The sequence below is a fragment of the Enterobacter ludwigii genome, assembly GCA_023023105.1.
Taxonomy (GTDB): Bacteria; Pseudomonadota; Gammaproteobacteria; order Enterobacterales; family Enterobacteriaceae; genus Enterobacter; species Enterobacter adelaidei.
In genome coordinates, this window is record CP083824.1 from 4,513,370 (window position 1) to 4,531,276 (window position 17,907).

15 protein-coding genes are annotated in these 17,907 nt (G+C 54.5%); 5 read left to right on the top strand and 10 right to left on the bottom strand.

All coding sequences use genetic code 11. The annotated features are described in order from the left end of the window. Positions 1 to 8 precede the first annotated feature (8 nt). The 3 genes from wecA to trxA all read right to left on the bottom strand — a co-directional run bounded on the left by wecA (position 9) and on the right by trxA (position 3,289). Positions 9 to 1,112 (bottom strand): UDP-N-acetylglucosamine--undecaprenyl-phosphate N-acetylglucosaminephosphotransferase, encoded by a 1,104-nt coding sequence (gene wecA / locus LCD46_21895; protein UOY70629.1) that lies wholly within the window; start codon positions 1,110 to 1,112, stop codon positions 9 to 11. Between the two features lie 242 nt (positions 1,113 to 1,354). Further along, entirely contained in the window at positions 1,355 to 2,614 is a 1,260-nt protein-coding gene (gene rho / locus LCD46_21900; GenBank protein ID UOY70630.1) for a transcription termination factor Rho, read from the bottom strand. Between the two features lie 345 nt (positions 2,615 to 2,959). Beyond that, entirely contained in the window at positions 2,960 to 3,289 is a 330-nt protein-coding gene (trxA, locus tag LCD46_21905; GenBank protein ID UOY70631.1) for a thioredoxin TrxA, read from the bottom strand. Positions 3,290 to 3,433: 144 nt separating this feature from the next. Here trxA and rhlB point away from each other — a divergent pair, with 144 nt between their 5' ends. Both rhlB and gppA read left to right on the top strand, forming a co-directional pair. Further along, on the top strand, positions 3,434 to 4,699 hold the full coding sequence (rhlB, locus tag LCD46_21910; protein ID UOY70632.1) for an ATP-dependent RNA helicase RhlB: 1,266 nt from the start codon (positions 3,434 to 3,436) through the stop codon (positions 4,697 to 4,699). A gap of 6 nt (positions 4,700 to 4,705) precedes the next feature. Beyond that, positions 4,706 to 6,190, top strand: coding sequence for a guanosine-5'-triphosphate,3'-diphosphate diphosphatase (gene gppA, locus LCD46_21915; protein ID UOY70633.1), 1,485 nt, complete (start codon positions 4,706 to 4,708; stop codon positions 6,188 to 6,190). 51 nt (positions 6,191 to 6,241) lie between these two features. On the opposite strand, the gene rep is transcribed toward gppA, so the two are convergent. Further along, positions 6,242 to 8,266, bottom strand: a complete 2,025-nt coding sequence (rep, locus tag LCD46_21920; protein UOY70634.1) for a DNA helicase Rep — start codon at positions 8,264 to 8,266, stop codon at positions 6,242 to 6,244. Positions 8,267 to 8,378: 112 nt separating this feature from the next. Here rep and LCD46_21925 point away from each other — a divergent pair, with 112 nt between their 5' ends. Continuing rightward, on the top strand, positions 8,379 to 8,660 hold the full coding sequence (locus LCD46_21925; GenBank protein UOY70635.1) for a peptidylprolyl isomerase: 282 nt from the start codon (positions 8,379 to 8,381) through the stop codon (positions 8,658 to 8,660). A 50-nt stretch (positions 8,661 to 8,710) separates the two neighbouring features. Further along, positions 8,711 to 8,992, top strand: coding sequence for a peptidylprolyl isomerase PpiC (gene ppiC, locus LCD46_21930; protein UOY70636.1), 282 nt, complete (start codon positions 8,711 to 8,713; stop codon positions 8,990 to 8,992). Between the two features lie 85 nt (positions 8,993 to 9,077). On the opposite strand, the gene ilvC is transcribed toward ppiC, so the two are convergent. After that, the gene (gene ilvC, locus LCD46_21935) at positions 9,078 to 10,553 is read right to left on the bottom strand and encodes a ketol-acid reductoisomerase (protein UOY70637.1); all 1,476 of its coding nucleotides are present in this window, start codon (positions 10,551 to 10,553) and stop codon (positions 9,078 to 9,080) included. Positions 10,554 to 10,705: 152 nt separating this feature from the next. Between ilvC and ilvY the strand changes: the two genes are divergently transcribed. Continuing rightward, positions 10,706 to 11,596 (top strand): HTH-type transcriptional activator IlvY, encoded by an 891-nt coding sequence (ilvY, locus tag LCD46_21940; protein ID UOY70638.1) that lies wholly within the window; start codon positions 10,706 to 10,708, stop codon positions 11,594 to 11,596. On the opposite strand, the gene ilvA is transcribed toward ilvY, so the two are convergent. From ilvA to ilvG, 5 genes are all read right to left on the bottom strand, one after another. Next, positions 11,593 to 13,137, bottom strand: coding sequence for a threonine ammonia-lyase, biosynthetic (gene ilvA / locus LCD46_21945; protein UOY73032.1), 1,545 nt, complete (start codon positions 13,135 to 13,137; stop codon positions 11,593 to 11,595). The two genes, ilvY and ilvA, sit on opposite strands and share 4 nt — an antisense overlap. A 2-nt stretch (positions 13,138 to 13,139) precedes the next feature. Then, positions 13,140 to 14,990 carry a dihydroxy-acid dehydratase gene (gene ilvD, locus LCD46_21950; GenBank protein ID UOY70639.1) on the bottom strand — a complete coding sequence of 617 codons (1,851 nt, stop codon included), beginning with the start codon at positions 14,988 to 14,990 and terminating at the stop codon, positions 13,140 to 13,142. 61 nt (positions 14,991 to 15,051) lie between these two features. Then, the gene (gene ilvE / locus LCD46_21955; protein ID UOY70640.1) at positions 15,052 to 15,981 is read right to left on the bottom strand and encodes a branched-chain-amino-acid transaminase; all 930 of its coding nucleotides are present in this window, start codon (positions 15,979 to 15,981) and stop codon (positions 15,052 to 15,054) included. 18 nt (positions 15,982 to 15,999) lie between these two features. After that, positions 16,000 to 16,263 carry an acetolactate synthase 2 small subunit gene (ilvM, locus tag LCD46_21960; GenBank protein UOY70641.1) on the bottom strand — a complete coding sequence of 88 codons (264 nt, stop codon included), beginning with the start codon at positions 16,261 to 16,263 and terminating at the stop codon, positions 16,000 to 16,002. Beyond that, on the bottom strand, positions 16,260 to 17,906 hold the full coding sequence (gene ilvG / locus LCD46_21965; GenBank protein UOY70642.1) for an acetolactate synthase 2 catalytic subunit: 1,647 nt from the start codon (positions 17,904 to 17,906) through the stop codon (positions 16,260 to 16,262). The genes ilvM and ilvG overlap by 4 nt, the downstream gene beginning before the upstream one ends. Position 17,907: the final 1 nt, after the last annotated feature.

Here is a 17,907-nt window from a genome sequence, read left to right on the forward strand (position 1 = left end):
TCCCGGTTTTACTTAGTTAATGTTGTGTTTTTGTCATTGTTACGACGCATCCTGCGTTTCTGACGTTTAATGAATCGCGCCACTTTCCATGCGCGCTTAATACAGTAGCCATACAGGAAGAATGCCAGCAAAAATAATGCCAACATAACCCACTCAGGAATAATATGAGAATATTCCGCAGCTACGCCAATTGCTGCCAGAATAGCGGCGGCCAGGGTGATCAGAACAAACGCCTGACGTGAAGTAAAACCCGCGCGCATGATGAGATGATGAATATGCTGACGATCAGGAGAGAAAGGACTCATCCCTTTACGCAGACGACGATACATAATCGCCACCATATCCATTAATGGAATGGCAATAATCCACAGTGCTGTTACCGGGCTAATTGGGTGGGTTTCACCCTGTGTGGTTTCCAGCAAAATCCAGATAACGGTAAAACCGATCAACGTACTGCCTGCATCGCCCATAAAGACTTTATAGCGGCGGCCAAGCGCACCAAGGTTTAAAAGGATATAAGGGAGGATGGCGGCAATCATGGCAAAACACCACATTGCCAGACTGTACTGGCCATCAAACCACAAAATAATGCCGATAGCGGCGAACGAGACGGAAGACAATCCACCGAGCAGGCCGTCAATCCCATCTACCATGTTGAAAGCATTGATCGCCGCCCAGACGGCAAAGAGTGTCAGGAAGAAGCCAAATGGACCCAGGACTAACTCCCAGGGACCAAACACATAGCCGAGACTCCGGAGATACAGCCCACCGACAACCATCATAATTACGCCAATCCCCGCCTGAACGGTGGCGCGTATTTTTACCGCGATATCAAATCGATCATCTAGGGCCCCGATCAGCACCAGAACACCGGCACAGGCGATGTAGAGAGCGGCATGCGGGATATAATAATCGGCAATGCCAAACGTGAAGCAAATCCCTGCATAAACAGAAATCCCGCCGACCAAAGGAATAAGTCCCTGATGACGTTTACGAAAATTAGGTTTATCCACCAACCCTATTCGCTTTGCCACCTTACGGGCGATGAACAAAAAACAGGTTGTGAATAAAAAAATACTGATCAGTTCAGTAACGGCGGTGAATAGATTCACAATGGATTGCTCTCAACAAATGTTAGTCCCGGAAGTATAACCATGAAGCCACTGACTCAGAAGTAATAAAGATGGCCTCTTACAACTCCCTTTGTATATTTTTCAATCAATTATTTATTTGACTGCACAAACGGTTCTATTGTCGCACCGACCGGTCAAAATTGGGAGTAGGTGATACTAGCGTATAGTCCATAAAAGAAAAACGCCACGTAAAAACGTGGCGTTCACTGGCTTTATTTGCGTTACGAGCGTTTCATCATGTCGAAGAAATCGTCGTTGGTTTTGGTCATTGCCAGTTTATTAATGAGGAACTCCATTGCATCGATTTCACCCATTGGATGGATGATTTTGCGCAGGATCCACATTTTCTGCAGCTCTTCCTGTGTGGTGAGCAGTTCTTCTTTACGGGTACCGGAACGGTTGTAATCGATAGCCGGGAAGACGCGTTTTTCTGCAATCTTACGAGAGAGGTGCAGTTCCATGTTGCCTGTACCTTTAAACTCTTCGTAGATAACTTCGTCCATTTTGGAGCCGGTATCGATCAGCGCCGTCGCGATGATGGTCAGGCTGCCGCCCTCTTCCACGTTACGTGCAGCACCGAAGAAACGCTTCGGACGATGCAGGGCGTTGGCATCCACACCACCGGTCAATACTTTACCGGAAGCCGGAACCACAGTGTTGTACGCACGGGCCAGACGCGTAATGGAGTCGAGCAGGATGATCACGTCTTTCTTGTGCTCAACCAGGCGTTTCGCCTTCTCGATAACCATTTCCGCAACCTGAACGTGACGAGATGCAGGTTCGTCAAAGGTAGAAGCCACAACTTCACCTTTAACCAGACGCTGCATCTCCGTTACTTCTTCCGGACGTTCGTCAATCAGCAGCACCATCAGCACACAGTCTGGGTGGTTATAGGCAATGCTCTGCGCGATGTTCTGCAGCAGCATGGTTTTACCCGCTTTTGGCGGTGCCACAATCAGACCACGCTGACCACGACCAATTGGTGATGCCAGGTCCAGAACACGCGCAGTTAAGTCTTCGGTAGAACCGTTACCACGCTCCATGCGCAGGCGAGAGTTCGCGTGCAGCGGCGTTAAGTTCTCAAAAAGGATCTTGTTACGTGAGTTTTCTGGTTTGTCGTAGTTAACTTCATTAACTTTCAACAGCGCAAAGTAGCGTTCACCCTCTTTAGGAGGACGAATCTTACCTGAAATGGTGTCACCAGTGCGGAGGTTGAAACGGCGGATTTGGCTAGGGGATACGTAGATGTCGTCAGGGCCGGCGAGGTAGGAGCTGTCTGCAGAGCGGAGGAAACCAAATCCGTCTTGCAATATCTCCAGCACACCGTCGCCAAAGATATCTTCGCCACTCTTCGCGTGCTGCTTCAGGATGGCGAAAATGATGTCCTGCTTGCGCATACGAGCCTGGTTTTCCAGCCCCATATTTTCGCCGAGAGTGATCAGCTCAGAAACCGGCGTATTCTTTAATTCGGTAAGATTCATAATGGTGTGGGTTCTTAAACTCGGGGTGATTCTCGAACTTAATGTTGTGAATGGTATGGCAGGGTCATCCATGCCTGTTTAGCGGCCATCAACTCATGTCTGTTCGCTGTCTGGTCACAGGGAAAGAACGCAGAACTGAAACGACAAGACGGATTGAGTGACAAGCCCGGAATTTAGCCACTTCACGCACTGTATAAGTCAACAACGGGAAGTATCGGGTAAAACAAGATTCAAACAACAAGATATGTTTAAAACGAAGTCATAGCTAACTTAGCACGACTTCAGCCGGGCGTCCAGAGTTCCTCATCATTTAGCCGGGAGCTCTGAACGCACAGCGGAGAAACCTTACGCCAGGTTAGCGTCGAGGAACTCTTTCAGTTGACCTTTGGACAGCGCGCCCACTTTGGTCGCCGCCACTTCGCCGTTTTTGAACAGCAGCAGGGTCGGAATGCCACGGATACCGTATTTTGGTGCGGTGCCCGGGTTCTGGTCGATGTTCAGCTTGGCAACGGTCAGTTTGCCCTGATATTCGTCGGCGATCTCATCCAGAATCGGGGCGATCATTTTGCAAGGACCACACCATTCAGCCCAGAAATCGACGAGGATCAGCCCGTCAGCCTTAAGTACGTCCGTGTCAAAACTGTCGTCAGTCAGGTGAATAATTTTATCGCTCATATATAACTCCACAGGAATAAGCCTGGTACGTTGGTTTTGTCTCCACCAACGACGTGTTGATGTCGCATTAACCAACTAAAGGTTGACTTTATTTCACCGGATACGCTTTCGTAAAGCAATAGTAAGCTGATATTCTACCACACTATGAGCAAAACACATTTAACAGAACAGAAGTTTTCCGACTTCGCCCTGCACCCAAAGGTGACGGAAGCCCTTGAAAAAAAAGGGTTTCATAACTGCACGCCCATTCAGGCCCTCGCGCTGCCGCTAACGCTGGCCGGTCGCGATGTTGCAGGGCAGGCGCAAACCGGTACTGGCAAAACGATGGCGTTCTTAACGTCAACGTTTCATTATTTACTTTCTCATCCAGCGATTGCAGACCGCAAAGTTAACCAGCCGCGTGCGCTAATTATGGCCCCAACGCGAGAACTGGCGGTACAGATCCATGCAGACGCTGAGCCCCTGGCACAGGCTACCGGCTTGAAGCTTGGCCTGGCCTATGGCGGCGACGGCTACGATAAACAGCTTAAAGTGCTGGAAAGCGGTGTGGATATCCTGATCGGTACCACGGGCCGCCTCATTGATTACGCTAAACAGAACCACATTAACCTCGGTGCCATCCAGGTTGTGGTGCTGGATGAAGCTGACCGTATGTACGATCTGGGCTTCATTAAAGACATCCGCTGGCTGTTCCGTCGCATGCCTCCGGCAAATCAGCGTCTGAACATGCTGTTCTCCGCGACCCTTTCTTATCGCGTACGTGAGCTGGCGTTCGAGCAGATGAACAACGCCGAATACGTGGAAGTGGAGCCCGAGCAGAAAACAGGTCACCGCATTAAAGAAGAGCTCTTCTATCCATCTAATGAAGAGAAAATGCGTCTGCTGCAAACGCTGATCGAAGAAGAGTGGCCAGACCGCGCCATTATTTTCGCGAACACCAAACACCGCTGCGAAGACATCTGGGGTCATCTGGCTGCAGACGGTCACCGTGTTGGCCTGCTGACTGGCGATGTGGCGCAGAAAAAACGCCTGCGTATTCTTGAAGAATTTACCCGTGGCGATCTCGATATTCTGGTCGCAACCGACGTGGCAGCACGTGGTTTACACATTCCAGCCGTGACGCACGTCTTTAACTATGACCTGCCAGATGACTGCGAAGACTATGTTCACCGTATCGGTCGTACCGGTCGTGCGGGCGCAAGCGGTCACTCTATTAGCCTTGCGTGTGAAGAGTATGCGCTGAATCTTCCAGCCATTGAGACCTACATCGGTCACTCTATTCCGCAGAGCAAATACAATCCGGAAGCGCTGCTAAGCGAACTGCCGCCGCCTAAGCGCCTTTCCCGCGCCCGCTCCGGCAATGGCCCGCGTCGCTCTGGCGCACCGCGTAATCGTCGTCGTTCAGGTTAAGAAAATATGCTCAGTTCCACCTCGCTTTATGCGGCAATTGATCTCGGTTCGAATAGTTTTCATATGCTGGTTGTGCGCGAGGTGGCGGGAAGCATACAAACGCTGACGCGTATTAAGCGCAAGGTCCGCCTCGCGGCGGGCCTGAGCAGCGATAACCACCTATCCCATGAAGCCATGGAACGTGGCTGGCAGTGTCTACGGCTCTTTGCTGAGCGTCTGCAGGATATCCCGCATTCCCAAATTACCGTTGTCGCCACGGCGACGCTCCGCCTGGCAGTTAACGCCGTAGATTTTATTGCTAAAGCGCAGGAAATTCTGGGGTGTCCGGTTCAGGTTATCAGCGGTGAAGAAGAAGCCCGCCTGATCTATCAGGGCGTTGCCCATACGACAGGAGGTGACGATCGCCGTCTGGTCGTGGATATCGGCGGTGCCAGCACCGAACTCGTGACCGGCACCGGCGCCCAGGCAACGTCACTGTTCAGCCTGTCGATGGGCTGCGTGACCTGGCTTGAGCGCTACTTCACTGACCGGAATCTGGGGAAAGAAAACTTCGACGAGGCGGAGAATGCCGCACGCGAGGTGTTGCGTCCGGTCATGAATGAACTTCGTTATCACGGCTGGAAAGTCTGCGTGGGTGCTTCTGGCACTGTGCAGGCCTTGCAGGAAATCATGATGGCGCAGGGAATGGATGAGCGGATCACGCTTGCCAAGCTCCAGCAGCTTAAACAGCGCGCTATTCAGTGTGGGCGGCTGGAAGAGCTTGAAATTGAAGGCCTGACGCTTGAACGTGCGCTGGTTTTCCCGAGCGGGCTGGCCATTCTGATTGCGATTTTCACCGAGCTAAACATTCAGTGTATGACGCTGGCTGGCGGCGCACTGCGAGAAGGCCTGGTCTATGGGATGTTGCATCTGTCGGTTGATCAGGACATTCGCAGCCGTACTCTGCGCAACGTGCAGCGTCGTTTTCTGGTTGATATCGACCAGGCGGGTCGTGTGGCGCAACTGGCATCACGCTTCGCCGATCAGGTTGCCACCGGCTGGGATCTTGACCCTTTGAGCCGTGATTTATTGCTGAGCGCCTGCGCGCTACATGAAGTGGGGCTGAGCATTGATTTCAAACAGGCCCCTGTTCATGCGGCCTATCTGGTACGTAACCTCGATTTACCGGGCTACACGCCTGCACAGAAAAAGTTGCTGGCAACCCTGCTGCTGAACCAGACCAACGCCGTTGACCTCTCCTCTTTACATCAACAAAACGCCGTACCGCCACGCGTGGCCGAGCATCTTTGCCGACTGCTACGTCTGGCGATTTTGTTTGCCAGCCGCCGCCGCGATGATTTGCTACCTGCCATCAATCTGGTCGCTGATGGCGAGAAGCTTTCGCTGACGTTACCGGAAAACTGGATTGATAATCATCCACTTGGGGCAGAGATGATCGAACAGGAGTGCCAGTGGCAGAGTTATGTACACTGGGTTCTTGAAGTGAAGTAATACCCTGAGCATTGCCGGGTGGCGGTTTCGCCATACCCGGCCTTCGAATAATTATCCTTTCTCTTTGGCTTTCGCGAGCATCGCGCGAATGTTCGCCACGTTAGCCTGCCCCTTGTGCATCCGCTCTTCTGCCGTAATCACTTTGCGCTCCTGCTCCCAGATCAGATCGTCCTGCGGTAGCTCCAGCAGAAAACGACTCGGTTCCGGACGCACCAGTTCGCCATACTGACGGCGCTCTTTGCACAGCGTGAATGTCAGCTCCTTCTGCGCACGGGTGATCCCGACATAGGCCAGACGGCGTTCCTCGTCGACGTTATCTTCATCAATGCTGCTCTGGTGCGGCAGCAAACCTTCTTCCATACCGACCAGATATACATACGGGAACTCCAGTCCTTTTGACGCGTGTAACGTCATCAGCTGAACCTGGTCAGCCTCTTCCTCGCTCTCGCCACGCTCCATCATGTCGCGAAGGGTAAAGCGGGTGACCACCTGAGTCAGGGTCATTGGCTCATCTATCTCCGAGCCTTCCAGCATTTCGGTCATCCAGCTGAAGAGCTGGTTAACGTTTTTCATCCGCATCTCAGCCGCCTTCGGGCTGGCGGAGGTTTCGTACAACCAGGATTCGTAATCAATACCGTGAATGAGATCGCGCACTGCCGCGACAGGTTCACGTTCCGCAAGGCGCTGCACTTCACCCAGCCAGTGGGTGAAACGGGTTAACGAATCGTAACCACGTCCGGTCAGCGTCTGACTCAGCCCCATATCAAAGCTGGCGGTAAACAGGCTTTTGTTGCGGGTCATCGCCCATTCGCCAAGCTTTTGTAGTGTCGCTGGGCCGATCTCACGTTTCGGGGTGTTCACGATGCGCAGAAACGCGCTGTCATCATCCGGGTTGGTGAGCACGCGCAGATAGGCCAGCAGATCCTTGATTTCAGGACGCGAGAAGAACGACGTACCACCCGAAATTTTGTAGGGGATGCGGTTTTGCATCAGCATCTTTTCAAAGACGCGCGACTGGTGGTTACCGCGATACAGAATGGCGTAATCCTTGTACTCGGTTTTATTCACGAAGTGGTGGGCAATGAGCTCGCCGGTAACGCGTTCAGCCTCATGCTCTTCATTATTGGCACTGAGCACTTTCAGCTCGGTGCCGTAACCCAGTTCGGAGAACAGACGCTTCTCAAACACATGCGGGTTATTGGCGATCAGGATATTCGCCGACTTGAGGATACGCCCGGAAGAACGGTAGTTTTGCTCCAGCTTAATCACCTGCAACGCAGGAAAATCTTTGCTTAACAACACCAGATTTTGTGGACGCGCACCGCGCCAGGAGTAAATTGACTGGTCATCGTCACCCACCACGGTGAAACGCGCGCGCTGACCCACCAGCAGCTTCACCAGTTCGTACTGGCTGGTGTTGGTATCCTGATATTCATCCACCAGCAGGTAGCGGATCTTGTTCTGCCAGCGTTCACGTACCTCTTCATTACGCTGAAGCAGCAGCGTTGGCAGGAGGATCAGATCGTCGAAATCCAACACGTTGCACGCTTTCATATGCGCGTCGTACAGACCATAACAGTGCGCGAAGATCCGATCCCGTTCGCCCTTCGCACTCGCTGCCGCCTGTGCAGGCGTCATCAGATCGTTTTTCCAGTTTGAGATCGTCGAGATCAGCTGTTGCAGCAGAACTTTGTCGTCTTCGATCAGGCCTTCGGTGAGCTCTTTGAGCAACGCCACCTGGTCGGTGTCATCGAAAAGAGAGAAGTTGGACTTCATCCCCAGTGCGGCGTATTCGCGTTTAATGATATCCAGTCCCAGGGTATGGAAGGTGGAGATCATCAGCCCGCGCGCCTCTTTGCGCCCCAGCGTCTGGCCAACACGCTCTTTCATCTCGCGCGCTGCTTTATTGGTAAATGTCACCGCCGCAATGTGGCGTGCCTGATAGCCACACCCACGAATTAAGTGGGCGATTTTATTCGTGATCACGCGGGTTTTACCGGAACCCGCCCCTGCCAGCACCAGGCATGGTCCAGTAACGAATTCGACCGCTTGTTGTTGTCCAGGGTTTAAACGCATGGGAATATTGCTCAATCTTCGAACGGGGTGTGGATTGTAGCAGAAAGCCGGGCGCAGATTTACCGGCTAATGATAAAGTGGATAAATCGCGTTTAACCCGTAGAGCAGAACCATGAAAAAGAGCGCAGCAGCCCTGCATATTCTGGTAAAAGAAGAGAAACTGGCCCAGGAGATCCTTGCCAAGCTGGAGCGCGGCATCAGCTTTGATCATCTGGCAAAGCGCTACTCTAAATGTCCGTCCGGACGCAATGGCGGGGATCTCGGGGAATTTCAACAAGGTGCGATGGTCGGCCCGTTCGATCAGGCAGTCTTTAGCTGCCCGCTCCTGAAGCCCTACGGCCCGGTAAAAACCAAATTTGGCTACCATATCATTAAGGTGCTGTATCGCCGCTGACGCGTGGTATATTGCGCCCCGATTTATTTCAACCAATTCAAGGCACGATCATGGCAAAAACAGCAGCAGCAGTGCACATCCTCGTTAAAGAAGAGAAACTGGCTCTGGATCTTCTGGAGCAAATTAAGAACGGTGCCGACTTCGGTAAGCTGGCGAAGAAGCACTCCATCTGCCCATCAGGCAAACGCGGTGGTGACTTAGGTGAATTCCGTCAGGGTCAGATGGTTCCGGCGTTCGACAAAGTGGTCTTCTCTTGCCCGGTACTGGAGCCAACCGGCCCGCTGCACACGCAGTTCGGTTATCACATTATTAAGGTTCTGTATCGCAAATAAAAAGCCGGGTAGCGGCTGCGCCTTACCCGGCTTACGTCTTAGCGTTTTGTAAGTCGGGTAAGCGAAGCGCCACCCGACAAGGTTGTTAACCCGCTACCGCGATACGTTTCATATCAGTCATGTAGCCACGCAGTTTATGACCCACTTTCTCGATCTGATGGCTGCGAATCGCTTCGTTCACATCGCGCAACTGCGCGTTATCCACGGCACCTTCTGCAATCGCTTTACCCAGATCGCCTGTCTGCAACGTAGTCATGAACTCTTTCAGCAGCGGTACGCAAGCGTAAGAGAACAGGTAGTTACCATACTCAGCGGTATCAGAGATCACCACGTTCATTTCGTACAGACGCTTACGGGCGATGGTGTTCGCAATCAGCGGCAGCTCGTGCAGTGATTCGTAGTACGCAGACTCTTCGATGATGCCGGAATCCACCATGGTTTCGAACGCCAGCTCAACGCCTGCTTTCACCATGGCAATCATCAGTACGCCTTTATCGAAGTACTCCTGCTCGCCGATTTTACCTTCATACTGTGGCGCGGTTTCAAACGCGGTTTTACCGGTCTCTTCACGCCAGGTCAGCAGTTTCTTATCGTCATTCGCCCAGTCAGCCATCATGCCGGAAGAGAACTCACCGGAGATGATGTCGTCCATATGTTTCTGGAACAGCGGTGCCATGATGGTTTTCAGCTGTTCAGACAATGCGTAAGCACGCAGTTTCGCCGGGTTAGACAGACGGTCCATCATCAGCGTAATACCGCCCTGCTTCAGGGCTTCAGTGATGGTTTCCCAGCCGAATTGAATCAGTTTTTCAGCGTATGCAGGGTCAGTACCCTCTTCCACCAGCTTGTCGAAGCACAGCAGAGAGCCAGCCTGCAACATGCCGCACAGAATGGTCTGCTCACCCATCAGGTCAGATTTCACTTCTGCAACGAAGGAAGATTCCAGCACGCCCGCACGGTGACCACCGGTTGCGGCAGCCCATGCTTTGGCAATCGCCATACCTTCGCCTTTTGGATCGTTTTCCGGGTGAACCGCGATCAGGGTTGGCACGCCGAAGCCACGTTTGTACTCTTCACGGACTTCCGTACCTGGGCACTTCGGAGCCACCATCACAACGGTGATGTCTTTACGGATCTGCTCGCCCACTTCAACGATGTTGAAACCGTGGGAATAACCCAGCGCCGCGCCATCTTTCATCAGCGGCTGTACGGAACGCACAACGTCAGAGTGCTGTTTGTCTGGCGTCAGGTTAACCACCAAATCCGCCTGCGGGATCAGCTCTTCGTAGGTACCCACTTTAAAGCCGTTTTCGGTCGCTTTACGCCAGGAAGCACGCTTCTCGGCAATCGCTTCTTTACGCAGGGCGTAGGAGATATCCAGACCGGAGTCACGCATGTTCAGGCCCTGGTTCAGACCCTGTGCGCCACAGCCGACGATGACCACTTTTTTACCCTGAAGGTAGCTCGCGCCATCGGCAAATTCGTCGCGCGCCATGAAGCGGCATTTGCCCAGCTGCGCCAGCTGCTGGCGCAAGTTCAGTGTATTAAAGTAGTTAGCCATGGGTGATACCTCGTGATGTTGTGTGTCTTATTGTTCGGTTCGCTGTTCAGCGAGAATGTACCCACATTACAACAGGAAATTCATTGCGGAAATTGATATATTCACAACGTCACGTTGCAATATCTGCAATGTAAAAAAGGGGAGTGACATCAGTGGATTTACGCGATCTGAAAATGTTCCTGCATCTTGCGGAAAGCCGCCACTTTGGCCGCAGCGCCCGGGCGATGCACGTCAGCCCCTCTACGCTTTCGCGGCAAATCCAGCGCCTTGAGGAAGATCTCGGCCAGCCGCTGTTTGTGCGTGATAACCGTACCGTTACCCTCACGGAAGCGGGTGAAGAACTGCGCATTTTTGCCCAGCAGACGCTGTTGCAGTACCAGCAGCTGCGGCACTCGATTGACCAGCAGGGGCCGTCACTTTCCGGTGAGCTGCATATTTTCTGCTCCGTGACCGCCGCCTATAGCCATCTGCCGCCCATTCTCGACCGCTTCCGCGCGGCGCATCCGTCGGTTGAAATTAAGCTCACCACCGGCGACGCCGCCGATGCAATGGAAAAAGTGGTGACTGGCGAAGCGGATCTCGCCATTGCCGGGAAACCCGAAACCTTGCCGGGTGCGGTGGCATTTTCAATGCTGGAGAACCTGGCGGTAGTGCTGATTGCCCCGGCACTGCCCTGCCCGGTGCGTAATCAGGTATCGGTGGAGAAACCGGACTGGTCAACGGTGCCGTTTATCATGGCCGATCAGGGACCGGTACGCCGCCGTATTGAGCTCTGGTTCCGCCGCCAGAAGATCAGCAATCCGTCGATTTACGCAACAGTCGGTGGACATGAGGCGATGGTCTCAATGGTGGCGCTCGGCTGCGGCGTGGCGCTGCTGCCGGAAGTGGTGCTGGAAAACAGCCCGGAGCCGGTACGTAACCGCGTGATGATTCTGGAACGCAGCGACGAGAAAACACCGTTTGAGCTTGGCGTGTGTGCACAAAAAAAGCGGCTGCATGAGCCGCTTATTGATGCGTTCTGGCAGATCCTGCCAAACCATTAACCCGCGAGGAAGAACCTGAACGCCGGGTTATGCGTCTCATCGTGACAGTCATAGCCCAGTTCGTTCAGCCGCGTTTCGAAATCAGGCTCATGTTCGCCCAGTTCAAACGCTGCCAGCACGCGACCATAGTCCGTGCCGTGGCTGCGGTAGTGGAACAAAGAGATGTTCCAGTGCGTACCCAGCGTATGCAGGAACTTAAGCAGTGCGCCCGGAGATTCCGGAAACTCAAAGCTGAACAGACGTTCCTTGAGCGGTTTCGATGGACGTCCGCCCACCATGTAGCGCACGTGCAGCTTCGCCATCTCGTCGTCAGAGAGATCAACAACGCTATAGCCGCCCTCATGCAGCAGATTGAGGATCTCTTTGCGTTCTTCCAGACCGCGACTCAGGCGCACACCGACAAAAATGCACGCATCTTTGGCGTCAGCAAAACGGTAGTTAAATTCCGTCACTGAGCGGCCGCCGAGTAGCTGGCAGAATTTCAGGAAGCTGCCCTTCTCTTCCGGGATGGTCACCGCCAACAGTGCTTCTCGCTGTTCACCCAGCTCGCAGCGCTCTGAAACATAGCGCAGACCGTGGAAATTAACGTTAGCACCGGAGAGCACATGCGCCAGGCGTTCGCCGCGAATGTTGTGCTGAGCGATGTATTTTTTCATCCCCGCCAGCGCCAGCGCGCCGGACGGTTCCGCCACCGCGCGAACATCCTCGAACAGATCTTTCATCGCCGCGCAGATCGCGTCGCTATCAACCGTGACAATATCGTCAAGATACTCCTGGCACAGGCGGAAGGTTTCATCCCCAATGCGCTTCACCGCCACGCCCTCGGCAAACAGCCCGACGCGCGGCAGGTCTACCGGATGACCGGCATCCAGCGCCGCTTTCAGGCAGGCAGAATCTTCCGCTTCAACGGCGATGACTTTGATCTGCGGCATCAGCTGTTTGATCAGCACCGCCACGCCCGCAGCCAGGCCGCCGCCGCCGACCGGTACAAACACGCGGTCAAGATGGGCATCCTGTTGCAGCAGCTCCAGCGCCAGCGTGCCCTGCCCGGCAATCACCATCGGGTGATCGAACGGCGGCACCCAGGTGAACCCCTGCTGCTGCGCCAGCTCAATCGCTTTGGCTTTTGCTTCGTCGAAGTTAGCCCCGTGGAGCAGCACTTCACCGCCAAAACCTCGCACCGCATCGACTTTGATGTCTGCGGTAGCGACCGGCATCACGATCAGCGCTTTCAACCCTAAGCGAGCAGAGGAGAATGCGACGCCCTGAGCGTGGTTACCTGCAGAGGCGGTAATTACGCCGCGTGCTTTTTGCTCGTCGGTTAACCCGGCCATCATCGCGTAGGCCCCGCGCAGCTTAAAACTGTGTACTGGCTGACGGTCTTCGCGCTTCACCAGGATCACGTTATCAAGGCGCGAAGAGAGTTTTTCCATTTTCTGCAGCGGGGTGACCTGCACCGCTTCATAGACCGGCGCGCGTAGCACCGCTCTTAAATATTCCGCCCCCTCAGGGGCGGCAGATAAGGGTTGTGATTCGGCCATCATTAGCCCCCAAGTTTCGATTTATCGCGCACCGCGCCTTTATCTGCACTGGTGGCAAGGCTCGCGTAAGCACGCAGGGCGAAGGAGACTTCACGCTGACGATCTTTCGGCGTCCAGGCTTTGTCGCCGCGCGCTTCTTGCGCCTCACGACGAGCCGCAATTTCCTGGTCGCTGAGCTTCAGCTGGATACCGCGATTTGGAATATCGATTTCGATCAGGTCGCCATCTTCGATAATGGCGATGTTGCCGCCACTCGCTGCTTCAGGGGAAACGTGGCCGATGGACAAGCCGGACGTACCGCCAGAGAATCGACCATCAGTGATCAGTGCGCAAGCTTTACCGAGTCCCATGGATTTCAGGAAGGTGGTTGGGTAAAGCATCTCCTGCATACCCGGCCCGCCTTTCGGACCTTCGTAGCGGATCACCACCACATCACCTTCCACCACTTTGCCACCGAGAATCGCCTCTACCGCCTCGTCCTGGCTTTCATACACTTTTGCCGGGCCGGTGAATTTCAGGATGCTGTCGTCCACGCCTGCGGTTTTCACGATGCAGCCGTTTTCCGCAAAGTTACCGTACAGCACGGCCAGACCACCGTCTTTGCTGTAGGCGTGTTCCAGCGAGCGGATGCAGCCTTCGGCGCGATCGTCATCCAGGGTGTCCCAGCGGCAGTCCTGCGAGAACGCCTGGGTGGTGCGAATACCCGCTGGACCCGCGCGGAACATCTTTTTCACCGCGTCGTCTTTGGTCAGCATCACGTCGTACTGGTCCAGCGACTCCGGCAGCGACAGGCCAAGCACGTTTTTCACGTCACGGTTCAGCAGCCCGGCGCGGTCCAGCTCGCCCAAAATACCGATTACGCCACCGGCACGGTGCACGTCTTCCATGTGGTACTTCTGGGTACTCGGCGCGACTTTACACAGCTGAGGCACTTTGCGGGACAGCTTGTCGATGTCGCTCATGGTGAAGTCGATTTCGGCTTCCTGCGCGGCGGCCAGCAGGTGCAGCACAGTGTTGGTGGAACCGCCCATGGCGATATCCAGCGTCATAGCGTTTTCGAACGCCGCTTTGCTGGCGATATTTCGCGGCAGCGCGCTGGCGTCGTCCTGCTCGTAGTAGCGTTTCGTCAGCTCAACAATGCGTTTACCGGCGTTGAGGAACAACTGTTTACGATCGGCGTGGGTCGCCAGCAGCGAGCCGTTGCCCGGCTGCGACAGGCCGAGCGCTTCGGTCAGGCAGTTCATGGAGTTGGCGGTGAACATCCCGGAGCAGGAGCCGCAGGTCGGGCACGCGGAGCGTTCCACCTGCTCACTCTGCTCATCAGAGACTTTCGGGTCCGCGCCCTGAATCATCGCATCAACCAGGTCGAGCTTGATGATTTTGTCGGAAAGCTTGGTTTTTCCAGCTTCCATAGGGCCGCCGGAGACGAAGATCACCGGAATGTTCAGACGCAGGGAAGCCATCAGCATCCCTGGGGTGATTTTGTCACAGTTGGAGATACAGACCATCGCATCCGCGCAGTGGGCGTTAACCATGTATTCCACTGAGTCGGCGATCAGTTCGCGAGATGGCAGTGAATAGAGCATGCCCCCGTGACCCATCGCAATACCGTCATCCACCGCAATGGTGTTGAACTCTTTCGCCACACCGCCAGCGGCTTCGATTTGCTCGGCAACCAGTTTACCGAGATCGCGCAGGTGCACGTGACCAGGCACAAACTGGGTAAAGGAGTTCACCACGGCGATAATTGGCTTGCCGAAATCGGCGTCGGTCATTCCGGTGGCGCGCCACAGTGCGCGAGCACCCGCCATGTTACGGCCGTGGGTGGTGGTGGCTGAACGATACTTAGGCATGCTTTATTTACTCCCGTCTGACTATTTAAATGGGACGGTGCGTGCCGTCCCATATTTATACTTAGTGATTAACCTGATCCAACCAGCCGTATTTATCTTCTGTTTCACCGGTGAAGAGGCCAAAGAAGGCTTGCTGAATACGTTTGGTGACCGGGCCGCAGCGGCCTTCGCCCACCTGGATACCGTCTACGCTGCGTACCGGCGTAATTTCAGCCGCAGTACCGGACATAAAGACTTCATCCGCCAGGTAGAGAGATTCGCGGGACAGTACCTGCTCGCGCATTTCGATACCCAGATCTTTCGCCAGCTTGATGATGGCGTCACGGGTGATGCCCGGCAGCGCGGACGAGGTAAATGGTGGCGTGAACAGAATGCCATCTTTTACTTCAAACAAGTTTTCGCCCGCACCTTCTGAGATGTAGCCATTCACGTCAAGGGCAATACCTTCCTGATAGCCGTGACGGCGCGCTTCGCTACCGACCAGCAGTGAGGAGAGGTAGTTACCGCCCGCTTTAGCCGCGGTCGGGATGGTGTTCGGCGCAACGCGGTTCCAGGAAGAGACCATTGCGTCGATCCCCTGCTCCAGGGCCTCCGCTCCCAGGTAAGCACCCCATGGGAACGCGGCAATGATCACATCGGTGGTATAGCCTGCTGGTGGGTTAACGCCCATGCCCACATCACCCACAAACACCAGCGGACGAATATACGCGCTGGTCAGGTTGTTTTTACGGATCACGTCACGGCAGGCTTCCATCAGCTCATCAACGCTCTGGGAAACCGGGAAACGATAAATTTTGGCTGAGTCATGCAGACGCTGCATATGTTCACGATGACGGAACACCACTGGCCCTTTGTGAGAGTCATAGCAACGGATGCCTTCAAACACAGACGTACCGTAGTGCAGCGCGTGGGACATCACGTGAACCTTCGCGTCCTCCCAGCGAACCATCTCACCGTTGAACCAAATGTAATCAGCTTTTTTTGTCGTCATTTTTTCGTCCTGTCACGCTTAAGCGCGGATTTGTTGTGATGTGGTTGTGCTCTGGCAGATGGCTACATGGGCAACGTCTACCAGCTTTGATAACTGACTAAACAGTAAGTCGACCGGGCGCGGACTGGCAACGGTTAATTCGATACTGATATTTTGCGCATCAGTGGCCGTCTCCATATTCATAGAGCAAATCTGAAAACCACGATGACGGACCACACGCAAAACGCGTTCTAAGGTTTCTGGATTGAAGCGAGCCTGCACGGCGACCTGATGTTGCATCATGATAATTTCTCCAGCATTTGTGAGTTACTGGCACCTGGCGGTACCAACGGCCAGACATTCTCAAGCTCGTCGATTGAGACATGAAGCAGGTAAGGCCCTTCGCTTGACAGCATGGTGTCGAGTGCTGCTTCAACCTGGTCTTTACGGGTAATGTGCTGGCCAGGGATGCCAAAGGCGCTGGCCAGAGTGAGGAAATCGGGGTTATCGGTCAGGGTGGTTTCGCTGTAACGCTCCTGGAAGAACAACTGTTGCCACTGACGAACCATCCCTAAACGCTGGTTATCGAGTAACACGATTTTCAGCGGCAACTGCTTACGCTTCACGGTGCCCAGCTCCTGAACATTCATCATGAAGGAGCCATCACCGGAGATACAGATAACGGTATCGTTCGGTCGGGCAACCTGCGCGCCCACTGCTGCTGGCAAACCGAAGCCCATCGTCCCTAACCCGCTGGAAGTGATGAAATTTTCCGGGCGAGTGTAGGTCATGTGCTGGGCTGACCACATCTGATGCTGGCCCACGTCGGTGGTAACGACGCTGTCTGCGGGTTTACGATCGGACAACTGTTTCAACAGCAGCGGTGCGTAGATGGCCTCACCGGGGTGGTCGTAACGCCAGGCATGCTCAGCGCGCATATCGGCGGTGTGCTGACGCCATGCGTTAATGTCCAGCGGCTGCTGTAATGCCGGTAACAGCGCATTGAGATCGCCCTGCAAGGCGACATGCGCCTGACGCAGCTTGTTCATCTCCGCCGGGTCGATATCCATATGGATAACTTTGGCATTCGGCGCGAAGGTGTTCAGCTTGCCGGTGACGCGGTCATCGAAACGTGCCCCTACGGCGATGAGCAGATCGCACTCCTGCACCGCCAGGTTTGCGGCTTTGGTGCCGTGCATCCCCAGCATACCGAGGTAGTACGGATAGTCAGCATCTACCGCGCCCAGACCTTTCAGCGTGCAGGTCGCTGGCATCTGCGTTGTTGCGATAAATTCGCGCAGGGCTGGAACGGCCTGTGCCATGCCTACGCCACCGCCGACGTACAGCATCGGCTGTTTTGCCTGCGCCAGCATCTGGCGCGCCTCTGCAACGTCCTCATGTGGAAACACATCGTCGCTTTCAACGGTGGAGAAGTGCGGTTCCAGATCGCCGAGAGCCACCTGGATATCTTTGGGGATATCCACAAGAACCGGGCCAGGACGGCCAGAACTGGCAACAGCAAATGCTTCAGCCATCACACGCGGCAACTCTTCCAGAGACTGGACGAGGAAACTGTGTTTGGTGCAAGCCAGCGATAAACCAAGTACATCCACTTCCTGGAAGGCATCGGTACCGATAAACGGAGAAGCGACCTGACCAGTGATTGCCACGACAGGAACAGAGTCGAGCAGTGCATCAGCCAGACCGGTGATCAGGTTGGTTGCACCCGGTCCTGAGGTTGCCATGCAAACCCCAGTTTTGCCGGTAGCCCGCGCATAACCAATGGCTGCCATTGCTGCGCCCTGCTCGTGTCGGCACAACAGGTGTTCCACGCCGCCGTCATACAATGCATCGTAAATCGGCATAATTGCGCCACCCGGATAACCGAATACTGTCTCGACTCCCTGCGCGCGCAACGCATGTACTACCCACTGTGCCCCATTCATA